The sequence below is a fragment of the Aliidiomarina halalkaliphila genome, assembly GCF_007096385.1.
Classification (GTDB): domain Bacteria; phylum Pseudomonadota; class Gammaproteobacteria; order Enterobacterales; family Alteromonadaceae; genus Aliidiomarina; species Aliidiomarina halalkaliphila.
Window position 1 is genome coordinate 198467 of record NZ_VJWL01000002.1, and the last position, 22861, is coordinate 221327.

Annotated in this window: 22 protein-coding genes; 16 read left to right on the plus strand and 6 right to left on the minus strand. The window is 50.2% G+C overall.

The annotated features are described in order from the left end of the window. Window positions 1-121: 121 nt before the first annotated feature. Window positions 122-460 carry a flagellar hook-basal body complex protein FliE gene (gene fliE / locus FM042_RS07530; RefSeq protein ID WP_143235811.1) on the plus strand — a complete coding sequence of 113 codons (339 nt, stop codon included), beginning with the start codon at window positions 122-124 and terminating at the stop codon, window positions 458-460. A 46-nt stretch (window positions 461-506) separates the two neighbouring features. Here fliE and FM042_RS07535 read toward each other — a convergent pair whose 3' ends face one another. The 4 genes from FM042_RS07535 to FM042_RS07550 form a co-directional block, all read right to left on the minus strand. Then, complete coding sequence (locus tag FM042_RS07535; RefSeq protein WP_143235812.1) at window positions 507-857, minus strand: flagellar protein FlaG; 351 nt, start codon at window positions 855-857, stop codon at window positions 507-509. A 59-nt stretch (window positions 858-916) separates the two neighbouring features. Next, window positions 917-1831 (minus strand): DMT family transporter, encoded by a 915-nt coding sequence (locus FM042_RS07540; protein ID WP_185960735.1) that lies wholly within the window; start codon window positions 1829-1831, stop codon window positions 917-919. An 82-nt stretch (window positions 1832-1913) separates the two neighbouring features. Continuing rightward, a complete protein-coding gene (locus tag FM042_RS07545; RefSeq protein WP_143235814.1) occupies window positions 1914-2303 on the minus strand; it encodes a thiol-disulfide oxidoreductase DCC family protein in 390 nt (129 codons plus the stop codon). Between the two features lie 126 nt (window positions 2304-2429). Next, entirely contained in the window at window positions 2430-3275 is an 846-nt protein-coding gene (locus FM042_RS07550; protein ID WP_143235815.1) for a flagellin N-terminal helical domain-containing protein, read from the minus strand. A 355-nt stretch (window positions 3276-3630) separates the two neighbouring features. On the opposite strand from FM042_RS07550, the gene FM042_RS07555 reads away from it, so the two are divergent. The 15 genes from FM042_RS07555 (at window position 3631) to FM042_RS07625 (ending at window position 18980) form a co-directional block, all read left to right on the plus strand. Continuing rightward, the gene (locus tag FM042_RS07555) at window positions 3631-5322 is read left to right on the plus strand and encodes an HD domain-containing phosphohydrolase (protein WP_143235816.1); all 1692 of its coding nucleotides are present in this window, start codon (window positions 3631-3633) and stop codon (window positions 5320-5322) included. A 178-nt stretch (window positions 5323-5500) separates the two neighbouring features. Further along, complete coding sequence (gene fliD, locus FM042_RS07560; protein WP_143235817.1) at window positions 5501-6853, plus strand: flagellar filament capping protein FliD; 1353 nt, start codon at window positions 5501-5503, stop codon at window positions 6851-6853. 13 nt (window positions 6854-6866) lie between these two features. Continuing rightward, window positions 6867-7274 carry a flagellar export chaperone FliS gene (fliS, locus tag FM042_RS07565; protein WP_185960736.1) on the plus strand — a complete coding sequence of 136 codons (408 nt, stop codon included), beginning with the start codon at window positions 6867-6869 and terminating at the stop codon, window positions 7272-7274. After that, window positions 7261-7635: a flagellar protein FliT gene (locus FM042_RS07570; protein ID WP_221931508.1), complete on the plus strand. Its 375-nt coding sequence runs from the start codon at window positions 7261-7263 to the stop codon at window positions 7633-7635. Before fliS ends, FM042_RS07570 begins: the two co-directional genes overlap by 14 nt. 30 nt (window positions 7636-7665) lie before the next feature. Then, window positions 7666-8643: a flagellar hook-length control protein FliK gene (gene fliK / locus FM042_RS07575; RefSeq protein WP_143235819.1), complete on the plus strand. Its 978-nt coding sequence runs from the start codon at window positions 7666-7668 to the stop codon at window positions 8641-8643. After that, complete coding sequence (locus tag FM042_RS07580) at window positions 8636-8926, plus strand: EscU/YscU/HrcU family type III secretion system export apparatus switch protein (RefSeq protein ID WP_143235820.1); 291 nt, start codon at window positions 8636-8638, stop codon at window positions 8924-8926. Before fliK ends, FM042_RS07580 begins: the two co-directional genes overlap by 8 nt. Window positions 8927-9208: 282 nt before the next feature. Further along, a complete protein-coding gene (locus FM042_RS07585) occupies window positions 9209-9511 on the plus strand; it encodes a flagellar transcriptional regulator FlhD (protein WP_143235821.1) in 303 nt (100 codons plus the stop codon). Window positions 9512-9596: 85 nt separating this feature from the next. Then, window positions 9597-10160 carry a flagellar transcriptional regulator FlhC gene (gene flhC / locus FM042_RS07590; protein ID WP_143235822.1) on the plus strand — a complete coding sequence of 188 codons (564 nt, stop codon included), beginning with the start codon at window positions 9597-9599 and terminating at the stop codon, window positions 10158-10160. Between the two features lie 91 nt (window positions 10161-10251). Continuing rightward, window positions 10252-11118, plus strand: coding sequence for a flagellar motor stator protein MotA (motA, locus tag FM042_RS07595; RefSeq protein WP_143235823.1), 867 nt, complete (start codon window positions 10252-10254; stop codon window positions 11116-11118). Between the two features lie 14 nt (window positions 11119-11132). Continuing rightward, window positions 11133-12071 carry a flagellar motor protein MotB gene (gene motB / locus FM042_RS07600; protein WP_143235824.1) on the plus strand — a complete coding sequence of 313 codons (939 nt, stop codon included), beginning with the start codon at window positions 11133-11135 and terminating at the stop codon, window positions 12069-12071. A gap of 128 nt (window positions 12072-12199) precedes the next feature. Then, entirely contained in the window at window positions 12200-13360 is a 1161-nt protein-coding gene (flhB, locus tag FM042_RS07605) for a flagellar biosynthesis protein FlhB (protein ID WP_143235825.1), read from the plus strand. A 15-nt stretch (window positions 13361-13375) separates the two neighbouring features. Continuing rightward, window positions 13376-15463 carry a flagellar biosynthesis protein FlhA gene (flhA, locus tag FM042_RS07610; RefSeq protein WP_143235826.1) on the plus strand — a complete coding sequence of 696 codons (2088 nt, stop codon included), beginning with the start codon at window positions 13376-13378 and terminating at the stop codon, window positions 15461-15463. Beyond that, window positions 15460-17691 (plus strand): flagellar biosynthesis protein FlhF, encoded by a 2232-nt coding sequence (flhF, locus tag FM042_RS07615; RefSeq protein WP_143235827.1) that lies wholly within the window; start codon window positions 15460-15462, stop codon window positions 17689-17691. The genes flhA and flhF overlap by 4 nt, the downstream gene beginning before the upstream one ends. Before the next feature lie 5 nt (window positions 17692-17696). Then, window positions 17697-18236 carry a hypothetical protein gene (locus FM042_RS07620; RefSeq protein WP_143235828.1) on the plus strand — a complete coding sequence of 180 codons (540 nt, stop codon included), beginning with the start codon at window positions 17697-17699 and terminating at the stop codon, window positions 18234-18236. A gap of 42 nt (window positions 18237-18278) precedes the next feature. Beyond that, window positions 18279-18980: an RNA polymerase sigma factor FliA gene (locus FM042_RS07625; protein ID WP_143235829.1), complete on the plus strand. Its 702-nt coding sequence runs from the start codon at window positions 18279-18281 to the stop codon at window positions 18978-18980. A gap of 25 nt (window positions 18981-19005) precedes the next feature. On the opposite strand, the gene FM042_RS07630 is transcribed toward FM042_RS07625, so the two are convergent. Beyond that, window positions 19006-20604, minus strand: a complete 1599-nt coding sequence (locus FM042_RS07630; protein ID WP_143235830.1) for a serine hydrolase — start codon at window positions 20602-20604, stop codon at window positions 19006-19008. 80 nt (window positions 20605-20684) lie between these two features. Continuing rightward, window positions 20685-22853 (minus strand): M3 family metallopeptidase, encoded by a 2169-nt coding sequence (locus FM042_RS07635; protein WP_143235831.1) that lies wholly within the window; start codon window positions 22851-22853, stop codon window positions 20685-20687. Window positions 22854-22861: the final 8 nt, after the last annotated feature.

Sequence of the window (22861 nt, forward strand, 5' to 3'; positions counted from 1 at the left end):
TGGAGAGGGGGCTGCTATTCTTGCTGCCATCAAAGGTGACACACCGGCTCCTTTATCGCGCAAGCTTGGAAGACGGAAGCGAGCGTCGCAGGAATCGGAACTAAGACGAGAGGTTTTTTGTATGAGTGTTGCAGGAATTCAATCAGCGCTTCAACAAATGCAGGCATTACAAACCCAGGCGACTGGGCAAAAACCGCAAGCACAGATCGCAGGCAACCAAGGCACGCCAGGTGCCCAAGCAAGCTTTGCGACAGAGCTGAAATCGTCAATTAACCGCATTAATGATTTGCAAAATGCGGCAGCAACCAAACAGCAAGCGTTTCAAATGGGCGATCCCAATGTTGCCTTGCATGATGTGATGGTCGACATGCAAAAAGCATCACTGGCATTTGAAATGGGTGTGCAAGTGCGTAACCGGTTAGTGGGCGCGTACAAAGAAATTATGAATATGAACGTATAACCGGATTCAGCCAATCATGAGATTGGCTGTTGTTCGTGTTCAACATTTAGGCTTCGCTTCGAAACAAGACACCGCGTAAATCAGTGAGATGCTGCGACACTCTCACAATCTCTTCCGACGGAATTTGCCGAATTACTTCACCAGAACGACCATCAACTACCTGAATCACAATTGGTGGGTTGCTTTGGGCCACTTCAAAACGCACGTCATACGAGCTCAGCACTTCGTTGATCTGCTGAATCGCCGGAATCAGTTCCTGTAAATTAAACTCACGACCAGTATCAGCAGAGCCTTTATTTACCGGTAATTGCTGGATTGCTTTCTCCAAGCGCTGGCGCTCAGATGCGGCAAATGCTGCCGGCCAATTGGCGGACAGTTCACTAATGGGTGTGGTCATCAGAGCATTCTCCAAACGAATGTTACTTAAGCCTACTATCGGCACGGCCGCTAAATACTTTAGTGCTGAAGTTTGCTTTGTTCGATGGAGCTCAGGTGTTTTTTGCGCATGGCTTCGCGATGGCTGATATAAATGCCACTGGCAATAACCACTGCCGCACCCACGAGAACCCACGGCCCCGGCCAATCGCCCCAAAATAAATATCCCAAGGCCAAGGCCCAAATCATGGCGCTGTATTCAAACGACGACAAGACTGCTGGTGGCGCCATGCGATAGGCTTCTGTGAGCAGGTATTGAGCAATAGCGCCAGATACGCCAAGCCCGAGTAGCCAAGGAATATCCCCAAGGGTAACCGGCCGCCAATCAAACAATGCGAGCAACCCGCACCCCAGCGATAGGCTCAGTACGAAAAACAACATCAATGATTCCGAGGTTTCGGTGCGATGCATTAAGCGCACGAGAATCATCACCAGCGCATATCCCAAGGTAGCCAACAAACCAATGATTACCCCGTAGGAAAGGAACCCCATGGCATTGGGGTTGAGCATAATAAGTACGCCAATAAAGCCAACGAGCACCGCGCCGTAACGATGAATACCGACTTTTTCTTTTAATAAGGGAACCGACAGCAAGGTAATCAGCAACGGGGCGACGAAAAATATGGCGTAGGCGTTGGCTAACGGGAGCTCGCGCAGGGTAATGACGGTAAGAACAAGAAAAATAATACTGATGCCGCCGCGGATAAGGTGCAAATGAATTCGGCGCGGACGCACTCGGGCCAATGATTTGGTGGCCACCAACCAAAGCAGAATAAAGGGTAACGACATGGCACCACGGAAAAATGCCACTTGCATGGCGCTCATGTGCCCGGCGAGGTGTTTCATGGCCACATCCATTAACGAAAAGCACAGCACCGCGAGAATCATAAATAGGATGCCTTTACCAATGCGTTCGTGTGCAGAGAGTGGACTCATGATCATCCTTGTAGTGACGGGGTGGTGATCCGATTATAACGACCACAGGAAGGAATGCTACTGTGCAAAAGCAATGGCTGAATTAATCGATGGAACAGCGCTCGCAGCGCGATTTTCCGGTGAACAATTTGGAAATGGAGTAACGATTGCGCGCAAAGTAGAGATAGGCTCTATCGGCGACCCAACCAATGAATGGCCAACGCAAGGGGGCGGTCAGCCAACCGCGTCCAGCTAACGACCACGCCGCGTGCGTGACATCGAGACCATACAGCATCTCACCACGACTCGTAAGGCCATGCAAGATGGTGTTTGCCTTGGCCACAGAAACCTGGGGATAACGTGCGCTAAAATCGTCTTCAAGAATATCTTCAAAGGCGATCTGCTGGTGTTTATCCAGGCGTTTTAAATGTTTCATCTCGCGCACGCAGAGCGGACACTGGCCATCGTAGAAAATCGTAAGTTGTGTTGTCATAAACCGCTCTTACCGTATGAGTTACTTTTTAAGTATATACGCAACTCAGTGGTAAAAAGATGTCAAAGAAAAAGGCGCCCGAAGGCGCCTTTGAATTCATTAGCGGGTAGCTTACCCCGGTATGAATTAACCTAATAGTGACAATACTGACTGTGGTACCTGATTCGCCTGAGCAAGTACTGAAGTACCAGCTTGCTGAAGAATCTGTGCACGGGTCATGTTTGACACTTCTACCGCGTAGTCCGCATCTTCGATACGTGAACGGGCAGCTGAAAGGTTAGTTACTGTAGTTGCGATGTTGTCGATAGCAGACTCAAGACGGTTTTGAACCGCACCCAGAGTTGAACGAGCTCCATCTACTGCGCTAAGTGCGTCATCTAGAATTGCAAGTGCACCTGGATCAGTGGCTGGGTCAGCACCTTCTTGAGTGGTAACATCGAAATTCTCTAGAGCTCCACCAGCTAACGCATTAAACCCGGTAGTAGTAAATGCAGCTGCTTCAATAGTAATTACCTGCCCATCTTTAGAACCAACTTGAATGTTGAAGTCTGCGCCACCATCAAAAATTGGGTTACCGTTGAAGTTGGACTGATCAACAACACGGTTGATCTCAGCTAAGCGCTCATTAACTTCAGCTTGGATTGATGCGATATCATCTGCTGAGTTAGTTCCGTTTTGTGCTTGCACCGTAAGTTCACGGATACGCTGAATGTTATCGTTGATTTGATTCAACGCGCCTTCAGCGGTTTGCGACAATGAGATACCATCGTTTGCATTACGCTGAGCTTGTGTTAAACCACGAATTTCCGCAGTCATTTTGTTGGCAATGGCTTGACCAGCAGCATCGTCTTTGGCGCTGTTAATACGCAGGCCTGAAGACAGACGCTCCATAGAAGTTTGCAGTGCAGACTGAGACTTCTGTAGATTTTGCTGACCAATCAGCGAGGTCATGTTTGTATTGATTACTGACATAGTCTTATTCCTTCTGTTTTCAAAAATGGCCGGCGTGGTGGCCTGCCGTCACCCCTAGTTATCGGAGTGGCTAAAAAAAACTTTAGGCGGTTGTTAAAAAAATTTTCGAAAAGGGTATAGAAACCAGTTGTTTTGCTCCCAGAACGCTGTGCGCATGGGGATCTTGTGGTTTTGTAAAGACAGCCGGAGTAGATAAAGGTATACATAGGGTATAGGTAAGTCGAGCGCAGGTTCATGTACAGGGAAGTAGTGAGCCGCTGCTCGAATAGCGCCTTAAGAAGGGCGCTTTTTCTTCTTTAGTTTTTTATAAGAACGCCGATAATTTAATTGCCACGAACAACAATGGAGTGTGGTTGTGCAAGAAGAAGAGTATTCACCCGTATCGAGCAAAGTAGAAATGTCTGCTTTGTTGGAAACCATGATGCAACCGGGAGCGGCCTCGATTCGGCTGAATGTGCCTGGGGCTGAGGCGTTTCCGATCGTTCTGATGGATTTAGAAGATAACGAGTATATTGAATACGATCTCACCGCCATTCGCGATCTCGCGCCCAAATTAAGACGCGGCGTCGAATATATTCTCCTTGGCCAAAGCCACGCCGGCATGATTCGCTCCTCGCCGCTCAAGATGCGAGATTTTGTCGACGATAACGGCCGCTTAAAAAGCAAATCGGATTGGCCTGAAGGTCTCGATTTAAGGCAGCGCCGCGCTGCCTTCCGTGCGCAACTGCGCATTGGTATGGACGTGGGGGTGCGTTTACGCACCGACGACGAAGATGAATCCAAGCGTCTCGAGTTAATGGGTGATTTGCGTGATTTATCCGCAACCGGCTGTCTCACCGATTTTTACGCCCAAGATGGGGCGTCAAAAGTGCTCAATGAAATGCACGTTACTTTGGAAATCTGTTTCCCCGATAGTACCGTGTTTCCGATTGATGCAGATGTGCGCCATATAAAAACAGACTCCGACCGGCAAGTACTCACCGTTGGCTTTGAGTTTACTAACCCCAGCAATGAAAAAGAAAAGCAATTGTGGAACTTCGTTCGCGAAATCGAACGTGAGGCATCACGTTCTGCGGGTGATGGTGCCAATCGCTCGCCGTCACCTTTGTTTGAACAAAAAGGCGATAACCCGGTTGCGCTGGGGCGTCGGCAAGGGCACAAGTATGCCACGCCGATGGCTCGTAGGTTGGCGCGCATCGCCGGTTATCTCGATAGCCAGATGGTTGCGTTACGGCAAAGTCAGGATGTGAATTCCATTCAGCTATCGGCGCATGCGGATCGGTTGTTGGATATATTAATGGATAACCGCGAGGACGCCTTGTTTGCGTTGCGTTGCATTCATCGGGAATCGCCCTGGGTGACCCATGGTTTGAGTGTTGCCCTGCGCATGGCAGATTTAGCCCAAAGCCGTGCGAAGATTCCTCGCGATATTTTAAAGGCTATTGTCGCTTGCGGCATGATTCACGATTTGGGTAAGGGCATGTTGCCGTCGTCGTTATGGAAGGCAAGCACCTTAAGTCGCGATTCCTATGTGCGTATGCAATCCCACGTTGCGCTGCTTATTAATCAAATAGATAAATGCAAATGGTTGGCACCAACCGTAGTGCAGAGTGTCATTGAGCGCGTGAATGAACGGCTCGACGGATCGGGTTATCCGCTGGGATTGAAAGGAAATGATTTGGGCGAACTAGCGCGGATGGCCATGGTAGTTGATGCGGTGGATGCGATGTGTCGGCCACGGGCTGACCGGGCAGGGTTAACGCCGGAGAATGCTTACCGCTACTTGCTGACAAACCAGAATCAATTTGATCGAAACTGGGTTGAGGCTTATATCCGTCATTTTGGAGTGATTCCAGTGGGCTCGCTGGTGAAGTACAAATCAGGGCAACTTGCTTGGGTTATTAGTTTGGATGAAAAGCGCCATATCAGCGCAGTGCAACTCACCACCCATGAAGGCCCACCAGACGACGAACTAGGCGACGTGATTGAAGGCGACAAGCTGGGTGAGTTGGGTGAGATCCGCGAAGTCTTAGGAGCGGACTGCTAATGTTCAGGTCGAAAGCTGCAGTTAAAGTTTTTTATGGCATCGCCGATAAATCGAATAAGCGGGTTAAATTGTGGCTTATTGAGCGCTAATTAACCACAGAAAGCTGACAAAATACTCAGGATGGCGTAAAAAGAGCAATACTCGTTCTACGTGATCCCAATTTTATCGAAGGTATACCATGGCTTCTATTTCTGCGTTAGGTATCGGTTCTGGAATGGACCTCAATGGACTTCTCGATCAGCTCAAGGCAGCTGAACGTCAGAAGCTTCAACCTATTACACAGCAAAAACGTGTTCAGCAGGCGAAGATTTCCGCATTCGGGAAACTCGAGAGTGCCCTGACCAATTTCCGTGAAGCAGCCGCGAAATTAAATCAATCCGCTACCTTTAATGGTGTTTCCAGCCAAGTGAGCGGCAGTGCCGTGAAGGCCGCTGCAGGATCCAACGCGCCTGTGGGTACGTTTAGCGTTAATGTGACACAACGAGCACAAGCCTACAGTATTGCCACGGCTGGTGTTGCTGATCAGAGCGCCCAACTCGGCGGCGGTTCAGTGAACTTTACCCTAGGGAATGGCGACGCGGTTTCTATTGAGATTGATCCTGCGAAGAGCTCACTAACGGATATTCGCAATGCCATTAATCAAAGCAATAGCGGTGTGCAAGCATCCATCGTAAATGACGGCAGCGGCACGCCCTATCGTTTGGTGATGTCGTCTGCACAAACTGGCACCGAAGCTGCCATTACGTCGATTGATTTTGGTGGCGATCTGAATGGCCAGTTAAATCTTGATGCCAATACCGAAATTGCAGCGCGAAATGCGGAACTGAACGTGAATGGCGTTGCTATTACGAGTCAGAGCAACCGCGTTGAGGGCGCTATTCAGGGCGTTACCCTTGATTTGGAAGAAGTGGGCGCAGCCACGGTAAACATCACCCGCGACACAGAACTCACCACAGACGCGATTAAAGATTTCGTAAAGTCGTATAACACCCTGCAGAAAACTATGGCAGATTTAACACGGTTCGGTGGTGAAGGTGGTACCAACGGCGAGTTACTCGGCGATAGCACGTTACGTACCGTTCAGCAGCGCTTGCGCAGTGTGATGAGTGCCGGCGTGTCTGAAGGCGATATGCGCATGTTGCGCGATGTTGGCATCGACATGAAACTCGACGGCACCCTAGAACTGAACGAAGCCAAGCTAGGTGAACTGACGTCGTCGAATATGACCGGGCTTACCGAATTTTTTGCCGGATCATCTCGTGACACTGGATTGGCCGGTAAGTTGAACAGCAGTGTTGGGTTGTTACTACAGAGCGACGGCCCAATCAAAAATAGCACCAAGGGCTTGCAAGATAGTATGCGCCGATTGGACTTACGTTTTGAGCGCATGGAAGACAGCATCGACCGCACCATTGAGCGCTATCGCTCACAGTTTGCGCAGCTTGATTCCATGGTGGCGCGAATGAATTCGACCAGCTCCTATCTGATGCAGCAGTTCGACATAATGAACGCGCAGTTAGGTCGGAATTAAAAGGGGGCGTGTGATGTATTCAATGCGCGGCGCAGCCGCTTATGGACGAGTCAGTGTAGAGAGTAACGTACTGTCTGCTAGCCCTCACCAGCTGATCTCCATGCTGTTTGATGGAGCTCAGCAAGCAATTAAAAGTGCCCGTTTACATATGAGTAACGGGAATATTGCCGAAAAAGGGAAAGCCATTTCCAAGGCAATAGATATCGTCAATAGTGGTTTGTTGGCAGCAGTGGATAAAGAAAAAGGCGGCGATCTCGCGGAACGTCTCGAGAGTTTGTACACCTATATCAGCTCCTTGTTGTTGAAGGCTAATCTGAAAAATGATGAGGCGTTATTAGATGAGGCAGCAAGATTACTCGAGGACATCGGCTCAGCTTGGAAAGAAATTGGACGCCAAGCTAGCGCGGATGCAGGAGCGTAAATTGATGGGAGCGCGCGCTTATTTGAAACCAGTCATGGAAGGGGAGGAGGTACTTGCAAGCTACCGCCGACTTCTTGGCTTTTCAGAAACCATGTTAAGCCATGCGCGCCGCGATGATTGGACGGCTCTGATCGACAGCGAAGTACAGTACGTGGCTGAGGTGGATCGATTGCAAAAATACGAAATGGAAGCCATGCTGAATGAAGATCAGCAAGCGGCCAAGCTTGAGTTGTTGGAACAGCTTCTTGAGCAAGATCGTGAAATTCGCGAACGCCTAGCGCAACGCCGTGCTGAACTCGAAAAATTGTTAACCAGCGCCAGTCAGAAAAAGAAAGTCGACGAGGCCTATCGCACTACTTGAAAGCGATAGGCTCACCATAAGGAGTGGACGATGAGCGGCATCACTCCATTATTGGATACCTTACTGCATCAAGTGCTTGGCCCGAAAGGTGACCAAAGCGCCCAGAAAAACTTGAACCAGCCGGTTCGTCCCGTAGAGCCTGGTGAAGGCCCCCGTGCATTACAAAGTGATTCTCGTACGGATTCCCGTGCCCAGTCGCAACCGCATAATATCCAACCGCAATTAAGAGTTGGCTCCCGTGGCCTACCGCCGCAAATGCCGACCTTGCCCACTCAAAACGTCCCAAATGCCAGCGCACAAACGCAACTGAGTCATGCGGGTCGCGCCATCGCCGATATTCTTCTTCATTATCCACGGCCGGGCTCGGTGATTAAGCCGAGTATGCCGCTGATTCAATCGGTGGAAAGCACGACGTCTGCGCTGCTTGGGGATAGACTGAATCAAAGTATTCGCACCAGCGGTGTGTTCTATGAACACACATTGAGTAAATGGTTACGTGGCGAAGTGCCGCGGTCGAGCCTGCAGCAACAACCGCAAATGCAAGTTGCCACTCAGATTCAACAGCAAGAAGGGATTCCGATGCGGCAGATTGGCGTGCAGGTTCCGGAAGCAATGCATTCCCTTGTGCGTCATCAACTGGAAGTGTTATCGACACCCGTGTTGCGTTGGGAAGGCGATGTGTGGTCTGGTTTATTTATGGCGCTCGTCTTACAGCCCGCGTTTTGGGAAGAGCCGCACAAGACAGCACAGGATGACACCGAGCCACGCAAGCGCAAAAAAGTGTGGCATTCGGATATCGAACTAACGGTTAAAGGGCTCGGGCATCTGGTAGTTCATTTAGCGTTGCAAGAAAACTCATTACACTTACAACTCACTGCCGAAGAAAATGTAATCCATCGGCTCGAAGATAAGCAAAATGATTTACGTAACCGATTAAATCGACTAGGGTTATCTGAGGTTGTTGTAGAAACAAAAGTCATTGGATCACAAGGAGCGAGCGATGAGTAACTCCTCTTGGGATCGCCGCCGGGGCGCCGTTGCGGTTGGCTATGATGAAGCAGGCAATTCACCTCAGGTTCTCGCGCAAGGTTATGGTGAATTTGCAGAAAGAATTATTGCACAAGCACGCGCACATGATATATATGTGCACGATGCGCCGGAATTAGTTGGGCTGCTCATGCAGCTAAACCCAGATGATTATATCCCAGAGCATGTAAAAGAAGTGTTGGTTGAGTTGTTGATGTGGCTTAAGGATGTAGCCGATGACGATACAAGTGGTGAGGATCTCTGATAACCGCCAAATTGTGTAAAGATTGACCATACGATCAAAAAATAATCAATATTGTGTCAGTAATTTAACATCTTTACATAAGATCAGGGGTTTTCCCTCAGTGCATTGATCAGTAGAATCGTTATATAAAGTTAATGTAAAGATGATTGAAACTCATCGTAGAAGTTTCTTCGAGTGTTTCACTGTGAATATGTTTGTATAAATACCCACAGATAATAATAAAAAGTCATACATGACGATTGCATCTACAACTTGCCCGTTCGCGGGAAGAGGAGATCGGTTTTGGAAAAAACAACAATTCTGGAAGAGTTCCAAGAACTCAACCTTGCCTATTTATTGCTCATGCAAAAAATGATCGCAGAAGATCGCGATGCTGCCATTTTTCGACTGAAGCTTACGCTTGAAATGGCCGAGTTAATCGAGTCGATGTCTGTACGAGAAATTACCTGGCTGGCGACCCAAGGCCAATTTGTACTGCGTCCTTGCGCTGAAAATGCGGAACAGCTTACGCATATTCTGCGAAATCGTCGCGAAACTGGGTTAACGCAAACTCATTTAGCGATGTTGATGGCTTCGACGAACTAAGTCATTATTCTGTGAGTGGATAATGTCAATCGTACGCTGCTAAGGATGAGCAGCGGCAACGATAGTAGATAACGCGGCGACCAGAATGACTGACAAAAAGCTTCTTGATGAGATGACCCAAGTGCAGTTAGCGATCGAGCTTATCGAGCTCGGCGCACGCCTACAGGTTCTCGAGTCTGAGGTCTCACTTAACCGCGGTCGGTTGGTTCGCTTGTATAAAGAAGTCCGCGGTGAATCTCCACCGAAAGGCTTACTTCCCTTCTCCACTGATTGGTTTTTAACCTGGTTACCAAATATCCATTCGTCACTTTTTTATTCCATGTACCGGAATTTGCACGAAGGTCAGGGTATTGATCGGATGACAGCCTTTACCAAAGCCTATCGTTTATATAATGAACATGTTCAAAACACCTCGGGAGAGCAAGTGCTAGGTTTGACCCGCGCTTGGACACTCTTACGATTTTTTGAAAGCAATATGTTTCAATTGTCACGCTGTACCCAGTGTAATCTCGAATTTGTAAATCACGCACATACGCCTGATGCGGATTATGTGTGTGGCATCTGCCAACCCCCATCACGTGCCGGAAAGCCCGGAAAACCGAAGAAAGCCAGAAAAGCGGTGACAAAAGCCGCGAATTCTCCCGATTAAAAATCTAAAGTTCCCGTATCCTAGGTCGATAACCGATATGAAGCGGAGTCCGCTCCGTACCATCGGATGAATAAGACGCGAGGGTGTAGATGTGCTAATTGTCATAGGTTTTTTAATCGTGACCTTCTCAGTATTTGGAGGATACGTTCTCGCAGGTGGCAGTCTTGGGCCCATCTATCAGCCTCTTGAGATACTCATGATCGGCGGCGCCGGGCTTGGGGCATTTGTTGCTGCGAACAATACCAAAGGCATTAAAGCGACATTAAACGCATCGAAAAAACTAAAGCGCACGACCAAGTACAACAAACAGATGTACATGGAGTTGATGTCGGTTCTGTACAAAATTCTCAATAAGATGCGTCGAGACGGTATGCTCGCAGTGGAGCGGGATATTGAATCGCCCGATGAGAGTGCCATCTTCCAGGAACACCCAACCATTCTCGAAGATCGCATGATGACCAACTTTCTCACCGATTACCTGCGACTCATGATTAGCGGCAATATGAATCCACAAGAACTGGATGAACTCATGTTGCATGAAATTGAAAGTTTCGAAGAAGAAGCGCATGTCCCTGCTGATGCTTTACATAAAGTGGGTGACGCGATGCCCGCATTCGGTATCGTTGCGGCGGTACTCGGGGTAGTAAAAGCGCTCACCTATGCGGATGCATCGCCGGACGTGATGGGTGAGATGATTGCGCACGCTTTGGTGGGAACCTTCCTCGGTATCTTGATGGGCTATGGCTACATTAACCCAGTGGCAGCGCGGATGGAACGCCAGATCGCGGAAGCCGTAAAAGCACTCCAATGTATGCGCGTAACCTTGTTAGCGAGCATGGGTGGCTATGCGCCGCAACTCGCGGTCGAATTCGGTCGTAAAGCACTCGATACTGCGGAACGCCCTTCCTTTAATGAACTTGAAGATCACGTACGCGGCAATCGCCCTGCGGAATCCTAAGCTGAGTCGTACTTATGGCTGAAGAACATCGCCCGATAATCATACGCCGCAAAAAGGTGATAAAGAAACATCACGGCGGCAGCTGGAAAATAGCGCTAGCGGATTTTATGACCGCATTGATGGCGTTGTTTCTTGTGATGTGGATTATCTCAATGGCCGGCGATGATGCGCGAGAAAGTATCGCCGAGTATTTCCGTACGCCCCTAGTGGTGGCTATGGCCAGTGGTGATCGATCGTCAGCCAGTACGAGCGCGATTCAAGGTGGCGGACCTGACCCAATTTATACCCAGGGTGAGCGTGCCCGCATTGACTATCGAAGAGAAAGCAGACCCTCAGATGTGCGTCGTCATTTTCAGAATATTCAACGTCAGATCGAACGCGCTATTGAGCAAGATCCTGAGTTGCGCGCGTTACAATCACAGCTGCGTTACGACATGACCCGGGAAGGCTTACGGATTCAATTATTGGATAGTGAACAACGGCCCATGTTCCAATTAGGCAGTGCAAATATTGCGCCCTATATGAGCCATTTATTGCGTACCGTAGCGCCGCTTTTGAACCAAGTTCCGAATGAGTTGACTATTAGTGGTCACACCGACAGCATCCCATATTCCGGCGGAGAAGCTGGTTACAGTAACTGGGAACTCTCGGCAGATCGGGCAAATGCCTCGCGCCGTGAGCTAGTAGCCGGCGGATTCGAGCCCGGAAAACTACTTTCAGTCTCTGGAGTGGCCGACCGCGTGCCACTTGACGATGCGGACCCGCGTGATCCGATGAACCGTCGAATTACACTCATTTTGCATACACCAGTGTCGGCTGAGTTTATTCGTCGCCAAGGCTTATTCCCGGGAGATGCTGAAGAATTTGAGCGAATACTTGAGCAAGATCGAGAAATTGAGGAAATTATTGAAAGCGGCGAACTCCCCGAGCATTTACTCGAACCAGATAGCTAAATCCTTCCTATTTCGTTAAACCGATAGAAAAGCGCCCTCAATGGGGCGCTTTTTTTCCATTCACTTTCATTTGCTTTACGGCAGAATAACCGCTAACTCCCCCAGAGTGTCCGTAATAAAGGCAAGCGATGGCAGAGCAAAACGACAGCGATCAGGAAAAAACAGAACCCGCCACACCCCGAAGGCTACAAAAAGCGCGGGAAGAAGGGCAGGTTGCACGATCGCGGGAACTCACCACCTTTGTTCTATTGCTTGGCGGTGTGATTGGGCTCTATAGCCTGAGCAGTTTGCTGTATGAACAACTTGGTTTGGTGATGGAGGGCGCATTTTTGTTCGAGCGCCAGCAAGCATTTGAAACCGAGCCGATGTTAGCGAATGTATTTGAATTGGCCGAGCGCACCTTATGGTCGTTGATGCCATTGTTTGCGCTCATGGTCGTTTTGGCTTTAACGGCACCGGCCCTGCTAGGTGGTTGGATAGTGTCGGCAAAGGGTATGAAGCCGCAACTGTCGAAGCTCAACCCAGCGAAAGGTTTAAAGCGTATCTTTTCAAGCCAAGCTTTGGCTGAGCTTGGCAAAGCCATTGCAAAAACCACCTTGGTAGGTGGGGTACTGGTTTGGTTTTTGCTCTCAAAACGGGGAGAATACCTCGGCTTGATGGAGCAGCCAGTACAACAGGCCGTGACTCATGCTTTGCAGTTGGCAGCGCATGCGGCAGTACTGATGGTACTGACGTTGATTGTTGTGGTGTTAATTGATGTGCCGTATCAGTTATACGCCCATGCAAAAAAATTGAAGATGACGAAAGAGGAAGTAAAGCGGGAACACAAAGAAACGGAAGGTGATCCCCATGTGAAAGCCCGAATTCGTTCTCAACAGCAGGCAATTTCGCGCTCACGAATGATGTCGAAAGTACCGGAAGCAGATGTCATTATCACCAACCCGACGCACTATGCAGTTGCGCTCAAGTACGACGAAGGGCGCATGGGAGCGCCCCGGGTGGTGGCAAAAGGTACCGATGCGATTGCGGCGAAAATTCGTGAGTTGGGCACGGAACATCGGGTGCCAAGATTGGAAGCGCCCTTATTGGCGCGAGCATTGTATTTCAATGTAGATATCGACCGTGAAATTCCTGCGGCGTTATATACCGCCGTCGCTGAAGTATTGGCGTGGGCATTTAAGTTGAAGCAAGTTCAGAAAGAGGGTGGCGATAAGCCGCCTACACCGAAGCAGTTAGTAGTTCCAGAAGCCATGGCACAGGGTAAAGTGCATCATCGTGCTCAGGGCTAATCCAGGAGGTAACGGATGAAAGGCTTAGCGCCTTCAATGCAACAATTAGGCAAGATATCGAACGGGAAGCTGCAATTGCTGATCGGTCCGATTCTGATCCTGATGATCCTCGCCATGATGGTGCTGCCGTTGCCGCCCTTCGTGCTGGATATGTTGTTTACCTTCAATATTGCCCTCGCCTTGATGGTGCTGCTGGTCAGTATGTTTGCCGAGAAGCCTTTGGATTTTGCGGCATTTCCGGCCGTACTGCTTTTCACCACATTACTGCGGTTATCGCTCAACGTTGCCTCCACCCGAATCGTGTTAATGGAAGGGCATCAAGGTGGGGATTCCGCCGGTAAAGTGATCGAATCCTTTGGCCAGTTCCTTGTTGGCGGCAACTTTGCCGTTGGCCTCGTGGTGTTCTTTATTCTCGTGATTATCAACTTTATGGTAATCACTAAAGGTGCAGGTCGTATTGCCGAAGTTGGCGCGCGTTTTATGTTGGACGCTATGCCCGGTAAGCAAATGGCCATTGATGCAGACCTGAATGCTGGCTTAATCGGTGAAGAAGACGCCCGTAAACGGCGCGCGGAAGTGGCTCAAGAAGCCGATTTCTACGGTTCAATGGATGGTGCAAGCAAGTTTGTGCGGGGCGATGCCATCGCCGGCTTAATTATTATGGTGGTGAATATCATCGGTGGTTTGCTGATCGGCACTATGCAGCATGATATGAGTTTTGGCGAAGCTGGCCGCACTTATATTCTACTTGCCATTGGTGACGGTCTCGTAGCACAGATTCCTGCATTGGTGATCTCAACCGCGGCGGGTGTGACTGTATCTCGGGTAAATACCGACCAAGATGTTGGCCAGCAAATGGTGAGCCAGCTCTTTGTGAACCCAAAAGTAATGATTTTGGCGGCCTGTGTTATCGGTCTGTTGGGTATGGTGCCCGGCATGCCAAACTTTGTATTCTTGTTATTCACTGGCGTGCTGTTGTTTATGGCGTGGCGCTTATTTGAAAAGCAAAAGCGGGAGGCGATCGAAGAGCCCCAGGAGGCGGCGCCCATTGCGCAATTCGAATCCCCGGAGGCATCCTGGAGCGATGTGCAGTTGGTCGATACCTTGGGTATGGAAGTCGGGCATCGCTTAATTTCATTGGTGGATGAGCGCCAGCAGGGCGAACTATTGGCGCGGATTAAAAGCGTGCGTAAGAAGTTTGCTCAAGACGTGGGCTTCTTGCCGCCAGTGGTGCATATCCGTGACAACTTAGAACTCACGCCCAACAGTTATTTAATCACCTTAAAAGGTGGCGAAGTGGGGCGTTCCGAGATTTACCCTGATAAATGGTTAGCTATTAATCCTGGGCAAATTACCGGAACCGTGTCGGGGATTGAAACTAAAGACCCCGCGTTTGGTTTGGACGCGGTGTGGATTGATGCATCAGAACGCGAGCATGCACAAATTTATGGGTATACCGTGGTGGATGCCAGCACGGTGGTTGCGACACATTTGAATCACTTGTTGCAACGCTATTCAGCAGAGCTTCTCGGTCGTCAAGAAGTGCAACAATTGGTGGATAAACTGGCGCAAGATAACAAAGAGCTCGTTGAAGATGTGGTACCTAAATGTGTATCTCTTACTGTGCTGCAACGTATCTTGCAAAACTTGCTCGACGAGGAAGTGCCGATTCGCGATATGCGCACGATTTTTGATACCCTTGCCGAGTTTGAAGGCCAGCAACCAGAAGCTCATGAACTCACGGCGCAAGTGCGCCTTGCCTTGGGTCGCGCGATAACGCAGAAGTGGTTCGGCGGTGCGCGCGAATTACACGTGATTGGTCTTGATGTTCGGTTGGAGCAAGTGTTAGTGCAAGCGATGAACAATGGCGGTGCGCTTGAGCCGGGATTAGCAGCAACCCTGCAACAGCAAGCGCAACGGGCCTTGGATCGTCAGGAAAGTATGGGTGAGCCGCCAGTATTGGTGGTGCAACATAGCCTGCGGCCATTACTGGCGCATTTTCTGCGCCGTCATTTGCGTTTCCTTGTGGTGATGTCTCAGGCCGAAATTCCAGATGACCGTACGCTGAAAATCACCGCGTTGATTGGAGAGAACCAAGCATGAGTGTGAAACGTTTTCTAGGCCCCAATAAACGTGATGTGATGCGCCAAGTGCGCGCAGCGTTGGGTCCAGAAGCGATGATTCTTTCGTCGCGCCACACCGACGATGGCGTAGAAATCTTGGCCTTAGCCGACGATACCCTTAGCGCGTTGGAAGCTCAGGCTGAATCCGTAGAGCAGGTACCGCAATCGAAACAGGCTGTGGCATCGATAAACGACCAAGGCGACTTTTCTGCTCTCGCCCATCGCCTCTTGGCGGAAGTGCAGGAAATGCGATCAATGCTGCACCAGCAACCGGCAGCAAAGGAGCTTCCAAGCTCAGCGGTTGAGGCCGACGACGGCCAAAACGAACTCATTCGTTGGGCGCAAGCAGCAGGCTTTAGCAGTGCGCTGACAAAAAGCCTGCTTCAGGCAAACGAGCAGAATCCCTTAGCACCGGCCGACGTATTCAAGACCCATTTACAACCTGCAATTAAAACCCCAGAAATTCCTGTGGAGCTATTCTCTGAAGGCGGCGTATTGGCTTTAGTAGGACCAACCGGTGTGGGTAAAACGACCACTACGGCAAAACTCGCTGCCCATTATGTGATGCAATTTGGTCCGCAAGGATTATTGCTGGTGACCACGGATAGCTATCGGATTGGTGCCCAAGAGCAACTACGTATTTACGCGGAGTTATTGGGGGTAGAGATGGTCGCTCTCGGTGAGGACGACGGTTTAGAAACCCTCACACCACGCTTACACAACAAACGCTTGGTACTTATTGATACCGTAGGGATGAGCCAGCGTGATCAGCGTCTCACCGAACGGGTTGCACAATTGCGTTCGGCCCAAGGAGCAGAAACCAACACGCGCCTTGTGTTACTTTTGAATGCCGCGAGCCAACGTGACACTTTGTATGAAGTAGTTGAGCGTTTTCGCACCGTAGCGAAGGAAAATGGGCATCGGATTGACGATTGTATCGTGACTAAAAAAGACGAATCAGCGCAATTGGGCGCGGCTATCGATACCTTGATTCAGCATGATTTGACGCTCCATTTTGTGTCCTACGGTCAGCGAGTTCCGGAAGATATGGAATTGGCCGATCCTGCGCAATTAGTCACCACGTTAATTGAATCGACGCAACGCACACTTGCGGAGCAAGCAGAGTTTCAAAGTTTATATCAACACAAAGTGATTACGCCTGTGCTGCCAGCACCGGGTGAGGCGGCTGCACTGCGCGTGAGTGCTGGCTTTAAAAAATTATATCGAGCGCTGCATGATTACTCGCCGGTATTTTCGGTTCTCGAGCTCGCCCATGATGCATGCCAACGGGGTAATACGCAGCAGGGTTACCCGCGATTAGCCGCTGCCCATGCGCGGGCTGAGCAGTGCCTTACCGACATTACCGTTGCCGGCATTGTGTGGCCTAAGGCTACGCCAGTGGCACGTTGTAAATGGCGATTGCCGCCGCTTCCATTAAACAACGCAGGTTACCTCGCCGCCATCCCATTGTGCACCGACTTTGCAGAACAGGATGCCAAGAATGTTGCCATGGATGCTCTGGAGCAATCGTTTTCCGCGAGTTACCATCTGTGCAGTGGGTTACCGGAAGCGGAGCAGCGCAAAACCATACAGCGGCCATGGGTGGCGGTGATCAATCGGAATCATCGGGTTTGTTTTGACGAGAAAGCAGTGGCTGCATTAAAACTCCAAGGGCACATGCGCAAACAGTCGCTGCACAGTGTGCGCTATCGTAATGAACCGGCCAAACTTGAGTTGCAGTACTTACCGGTGAATCTGCCAGAATCAGACGAAGCCTTTTTTTTGTGGTTTGGGGTGGTGAAATCGACGCAACGGGAAGCCGTGTTTGTGCGTCGGCATTGGTTAACCCCGGCAAATCAAGATATAACACTCACGGTGCAGCTGCTGCTTGAGCAATTGCAAGTGGATGAAATGGCAAGCCTTTCACGGCAATCGGTGCAAGCGTTGGCGCACCACTTCGAGCAATCTAGCCATGATCCGGCACTCGTGTATTGCGGCGTTGTGATGGCAGGCCTTCTCGTGAGTATTGACCAAGATGGCTCCCCCGTAGGAAAAGCCTTGCGTAGTCAGCTCATGGAATACTCGGGCCGACGTGGGCATGCTACCAGTGGCAAACTAATGGATGCATTTCTGCAGCTCTTGGATACACGAGCAGCGGCAACGTCGGTGCAAGCACACCTATCGTCCACGCAACTGGAGGAGGTGTGAACCTTATGGCAACGCATGACGACCAAGCCGCGGGCTTAAGAGCGTGGGCCGCAGAACAGGGTAAGCCGGAGGCAGGGCAGGAGACGGGTAACAAGCGCCAGACAACAGCTAAAGCGGCGACAGCAACCGCTGAAAAAAGTATACAAGCTGAGGCATTAGTGCAGAAAGATTTGCTTGTTCTCACGCACCCAAGTTTAACCAATACGCATCAGCATGCGTATGCCGCATTAGTGCGTTATCATGAACAAGGGTGGAAATGGGTAGGCTCTCCGGAGCATTGGCAAATACGCACCTGTGCGCCTACAGACCCTAATTTTTCTAAGCTGGCGGAGAATATTCCGCGCTGGGCATTGTGGATTGATGCAGACTTGCAAAGCTTTCAGCGAGCCTATCGGACGCTTCGAGATTTACGCGCCACTGGCATATCCATGCCCCGGATGCTGTTAATGCATCCGCCGCTGGTGTCTCGGCGGGGCTTGATTAATAATGTACAACAGATGGCTCGAGACTTTTTTCAGGTGGAGCTGTTGGTATTACAACGTTGACCTACCCAGATGTATATCGAAAAGTGAGGCATAAACAGCACTATGTATACGGCGCAAGGTAAGTTAAATCGAGATGCGGTGATTCAGCAATACTACCCGACGGTTCGCCGTCAGGCGTTATCGCTGCAAGTTCGCCTGCCCGCAGGCGTCGATTTGGATGACCTGATTCAAGCGGGTCTTGAGGGCTTGCTGGATGCTTTAACTCGCTTTGATGCGGGTGCTGGTGTTGCCTTCTCCACCTTCGCGCATCAACGAATTCGCGGTTCCATGATCGATGAATTGCGCTCACGGGATTGGTTGCCGCGCAGTGTGCGCCGCTCTGGGCGTGAAGTTGAAGCCTGTGTGCGGCGATTGGAGCAGCAATTGGGGCGCCCACCGGAAGAACGAGAGATCGCAAACGCTTTAGGCATGGATATGGAGGAGTATCACAAACTCCTGCACGACACTAACAATGGCCTTGTGTTGTCGTACGACGAAGTCGTTACTGATCAGTCCGGAGATTCGGAAGATCGGAGTATGGGAAGCTCTCCAGCAGACCTCTTGTTTAGCGATGAACGTCGGTCGCATATTACCGAAGCGATTGAAGCGCTACCGGAAAAAGAAAAATTGGTCATGGCGTTGTATTATCAGGAAGAGTTGAATCTGAAAGAAATCGGCGCGGTACTCGGCGTTACCGAATCGCGCGTGTCGCAGTTGCATAGCCAGGCGATTAAGCGAATTCGTTCTCGCGTTGTCGATGACTAAGCAACTGCGTTTATTTTAAGCGCGGTTATTTATCGATGCGCTTAAAGGATACATCACGATAATAGGGCGTTGGATAAATACCCACCTGCAACAACGCAGGTCGCAACGTAAAGCGAACTTCTAAGCTTGCCGCGTTACCCTCATCATCTCGCGTGAAATAAACGAACTTTTCTCGCTGGGCGCGATTACGCCAACTGGCACGCCAGGTATCGTGATGCCAATGTTCAAGATCCAATATCGATACGCCATCATCCCAAAACTCCATGGATAAACCACCGTTTTCGTTCTGAAAAATCCGTACATTCTTATATTGGGGGTCATAATAAGCACCCACCATTTGTTCGGGGCTGAGAGTGGGCTGGGTATTGCGTTCTCGGGCCGCATGAATGGCTTCACGCTCTGCCGTAACTTCTTGGTAACGTTCTTGGTACTGCGCGTAGAGCTCACTGTTCCAATCTCGGGGCTCGAAGCCAGCGATACGATCGATGATCTCATTGACTACGGCAACACGATACGTGGTGAAGGTATTGGTCACTACTACGATGCCAAGATCTAGCTCGGGAACTAACACTAATGACGTGTTAAAACCGTCGGTAGCGCCCCCATGTTGGCTTATCTGTAATCCACGATAATCATCTAAACTCCAGCCTAAACCGTAAGCGCGAATGGGTGATTCTCGATCACCGCGACCAGTGACCACGTGGGGACTGTGCATTTGCGCCATTACTTCCGGGCTGAGAATGCGCTGTCCGTTATATTCTCCCGGTTCACCTAGTTGCAAACGCATCCACTGGGCCATGTCGCGTACACTGGTGTTGACCGAAGCCGACGGGCCTACGTTATCAAAATTACGGCGCGCAATAGTGACCAGTTCGCCATCAATCCACTGATGCGGCCAGGCAATGTTACTATCGTTATTGTCGAACTGAGTAATGGATGTATTGGAGCGGGTCATATTAAGTGGAGCAAACAAGCGGGTTGCCATAAACTCATCCCAGCTCATGCCCGATACAGCCGCTGTAATTTCACCTGCCACAGAATACATTACGTTGCTATACACATAACGCGAGCGAAACGGTGCTTCCGGTTCGTGGTAACGCATTTGCCGGATCACAGTTTCCCGATCAGCAGCTGGCATAAATTGAATGCGATTCCCAGTCATACGGCCCACACCTACTTGGTGCGTGAGCAAATCGCGAATACGCACTTCACGTGTCACCCAAGGGTCTTGTAGTTGAAACCACGGCAAGTGATCGATCACCCGATCATCCCAATCCAGCTTACCTTCATCTACTAACATGGCTAGGGTTGCAGCCGTCATGGCTTTACTCGTGGAGGCAACACCAAACAGGGTATCGCCATCAACGGTTGCGCTTTCACCTTGTTTCAATACACCGTATCCGCGCAGGTGAATCAACTCATCTTTATGAACAATGGCAACGGCCATGCCGGGAATGCCCCATTGCTCACGACCCGCTTCGATATACTCGTGGAGGTCGGCCAATGTTGCTTCAATGGCTTGATCTTGTGCTGTCGCTGTCGCTGCCGCGTCGGTGCTCGCACAGGCGAGATTCATGGATGCGAGCATGAGTCCGGCAATAAGCAGTGTGAATGATTTCTGCATAATGAACCTTTTGTAAAAAACAAAGGGCGAAATGATCGCCCTTTGTGGTTTATTGAAGCTGAATAAACGCGACCTTTGAATTAATCGTCAGCGTTAAGCAAGCCACGACGAATCAGGAGGTGGCGGGTGTCGTAGTCTTGGCCACGGAAATCCAAATACAACTCCATCGCTTCTTTGGTACCACCCTGCGATAGAATGGTATCGCGATACTTCTGCGCCACCGGACCGTCAATGCCACCTTCTTCCATCAGGTATGCAAAGGCATCCGCAGCAAGCATTTCAGACCACATGTAAGAGTAATAACCTGCGGCATAGCCTCCCGCAAAAATATGCGAGAAGTAAGTAGAACGGAAGCGTGGTGGTACTGCAGACACATTCACGCCGTGTCGCTCAAGGGCGGCTGCTTCAAACGCTGCAACATCCTGCAATGGTGCATCGGCACCAATAGAATGCCAATCCAGATCCACTAACGCAGCTGCGATGTACTCGAGCGTATCGAATCCTTGGTTGAAGTTCAGTGCATTAAGAACACGCTCTAACAATTCATCAGGAATGGGCTCGCCCGTTTCATAATGCTTCGCGTAGTTGCCAATAATGGCCGGGTCATGGGCGAAATCTTCATGGAAGTTCGACGGTGATTCAACGAAATCACGAGGAACCGCCGTGCCCGCCAATGATGGGTAGGTCACATCCGAGAAGAGTCCATGCACGCCGTGACCCATTTCGTGGAACATGGTGCTGACAAAACCATATGACAGCAGCGTCGGCTCACCTTCAGGTGCTTTCGGAATGTTCATCACGTTATACACCACCGGACGTTCTTCGTTCAGGTGGTTCTGAATCACAAATGAGCTCATCCACGCGCCGCCGCGTTTGCCGTCGCGAGCAAAGTAATCGGCATAGAAGATACCCATGCTCTCACCGTCTTTGTCGAATACTTCATAGACATCGACGTCGTCGTGGTAGGACGGCAAATCAGGGCGTGGTTCAAACGTAATACCGTACAAGCGTGTCATGGCATAGAACATGCCATCTTCGAGTACGCGGTTGAACTCAAAGTAAGGACGCACTTCGTTTTCATCCAGATCATACTCGCTGCGACGTACTTTTTCGGCATAGAAAGCCCAATCCCAAGGTTCTAACTCATGGTCATAGCCAAGCTCGGCAATTTTTGCTTCCAGTAATGCTTGCTCTTGCTCAACTTGGGCCACGACGGCGGGCACCATATCGAGAAGCATTTCGTAAGCACGCTCTGGGGTACCGATCATGCGCTCTTCTAACGCGTAATGGGCATAACTCTCGTAGCCAAGGATGGCCGCTTTTTGCGCACGTAATTGAGCGAGACGCGCCACCACGCCGGTATTATCAGTTTCCGCATCACTACCAAAGCCACGGTTAGCGGAGGCTTCCCACACACGCTGGCGAAGCTCACGATTATTGATGCTGGTGAGGATAGGCTGGCGCGTGGTATTGGTGATGGCAATGGCATACTTACCTTCATGCCCTAACTCTTCCGCGCGGGTTTTGGCGGCGCGAATTTGGCTTTCACTAAAGCCGTCGAGTTCTTCGACCGTTTCCACAATTACAGCCGCATTGCGTGATGCTTCAAGCACATTGCGGGCAAATTGAGTGGTCAGCGATGACTCTTCTTCATTCAGGGCACGAATTTGTGCCATTTGCTCATTAGTCAGGTTCGCACCGGCGCGAACAAAGCGATCATGATACACCTCCAGCAGACGCAGCGATTCTGCATCTAACTCTAAGTTCTCTCGATCCTGATATAGGGCATCGACGCGAAGAAAAAGCGCTGGGTTTAAGTAAATATCATCACGATGAGCGGACAATTTCGGGGCCAACTGTGCCTGTAAATCACGAATGTCATCGTTACTGGTTGACGAGGTCATGGCAAAGAATACGCGTGACACCCGAGTTAACAATTCACCGGATAATTCCATCGCCAGAACTGTATTTTCGAAGGTTGGCGCATCTGGGTTATTGGCGATCGCCTGCATTTCTGCGGCTTGCTGGGCCATGCCTGCTTCAAACGCCGGGGCGTAATGCTCATCACGAATTTGCGTGAAATCAGGCGCTTGATACTGCAGCGGGCTAGCAGCAAAAAACGGGTTGTCGGCACTAAGCTGAACCGTTGCTGGGGTATCTTGTTGACGGTCTGGGGTAACGGGCGCTTCGGAGCACGCGGTGATCGACAGTGCTAGTCCGACTGCGGCCGCAAGTAATGTAATGCGCATGAAATGAT

What these genes read in the sequence shown, in the direction of transcription:
- fliE (WP_143235811.1), top strand. Translation starts at nt 122, where the DNA reads ATGAGTGTTGCAGGAATTCAATCAGCGCTTCAACAAATGCAGGCATTA.
- FM042_RS07535 (WP_143235812.1), bottom strand. Translation starts at nt 857, where the DNA reads ATGACCACACCCATTAGTGAACTGTCCGCCAATTGGCCGGCAGCATTT.
- FM042_RS07540 (WP_185960735.1), bottom strand. Translation starts at nt 1,831, where the DNA reads ATGAGTCCACTCTCTGCACACGAACGCATTGGTAAAGGCATCCTATTT.
- FM042_RS07545 (WP_143235814.1), bottom strand. Translation starts at nt 2,303, where the DNA reads ATGACAACACAACTTACGATTTTCTACGATGGCCAGTGTCCGCTCTGC.
- FM042_RS07550 (WP_143235815.1), bottom strand. Translation starts at nt 3,275, where the DNA reads ATGTCAGTAATCAATACAAACATGACCTCGCTGATTGGTCAGCAAAAT.
- fliD (WP_143235817.1), top strand. Translation starts at nt 5,501, where the DNA reads ATGGCTTCTATTTCTGCGTTAGGTATCGGTTCTGGAATGGACCTCAAT.
- fliS (WP_185960736.1), top strand. Translation starts at nt 6,867, where the DNA reads ATGTATTCAATGCGCGGCGCAGCCGCTTATGGACGAGTCAGTGTAGAG.
- FM042_RS07570 (WP_221931508.1), top strand. Translation starts at nt 7,261, where the DNA reads ATGCAGGAGCGTAAATTGATGGGAGCGCGCGCTTATTTGAAACCAGTC.
- fliK (WP_143235819.1), top strand. Translation starts at nt 7,666, where the DNA reads ATGAGCGGCATCACTCCATTATTGGATACCTTACTGCATCAAGTGCTT.
- FM042_RS07580 (WP_143235820.1), top strand. Translation starts at nt 8,636, where the DNA reads ATGAGTAACTCCTCTTGGGATCGCCGCCGGGGCGCCGTTGCGGTTGGC.
- flhC (WP_143235822.1), top strand. Translation starts at nt 9,597, where the DNA reads ATGACTGACAAAAAGCTTCTTGATGAGATGACCCAAGTGCAGTTAGCG.
- motB (WP_143235824.1), top strand. Translation starts at nt 11,133, where the DNA reads ATGGCTGAAGAACATCGCCCGATAATCATACGCCGCAAAAAGGTGATA.
- flhB (WP_143235825.1), top strand. Translation starts at nt 12,200, where the DNA reads ATGGCAGAGCAAAACGACAGCGATCAGGAAAAAACAGAACCCGCCACA.
- flhA (WP_143235826.1), top strand. Translation starts at nt 13,376, where the DNA reads ATGAAAGGCTTAGCGCCTTCAATGCAACAATTAGGCAAGATATCGAAC.
- flhF (WP_143235827.1), top strand. Translation starts at nt 15,460, where the DNA reads ATGAGTGTGAAACGTTTTCTAGGCCCCAATAAACGTGATGTGATGCGC.
- FM042_RS07620 (WP_143235828.1), top strand. Translation starts at nt 17,697, where the DNA reads ATGGCAACGCATGACGACCAAGCCGCGGGCTTAAGAGCGTGGGCCGCA.
- FM042_RS07625 (WP_143235829.1), top strand. Translation starts at nt 18,279, where the DNA reads ATGTATACGGCGCAAGGTAAGTTAAATCGAGATGCGGTGATTCAGCAA.
- FM042_RS07630 (WP_143235830.1), bottom strand. Translation starts at nt 20,604, where the DNA reads ATGCAGAAATCATTCACACTGCTTATTGCCGGACTCATGCTCGCATCC.
- FM042_RS07635 (WP_143235831.1), bottom strand. Translation starts at nt 22,853, where the DNA reads ATGCGCATTACATTACTTGCGGCCGCAGTCGGACTAGCACTGTCGATC.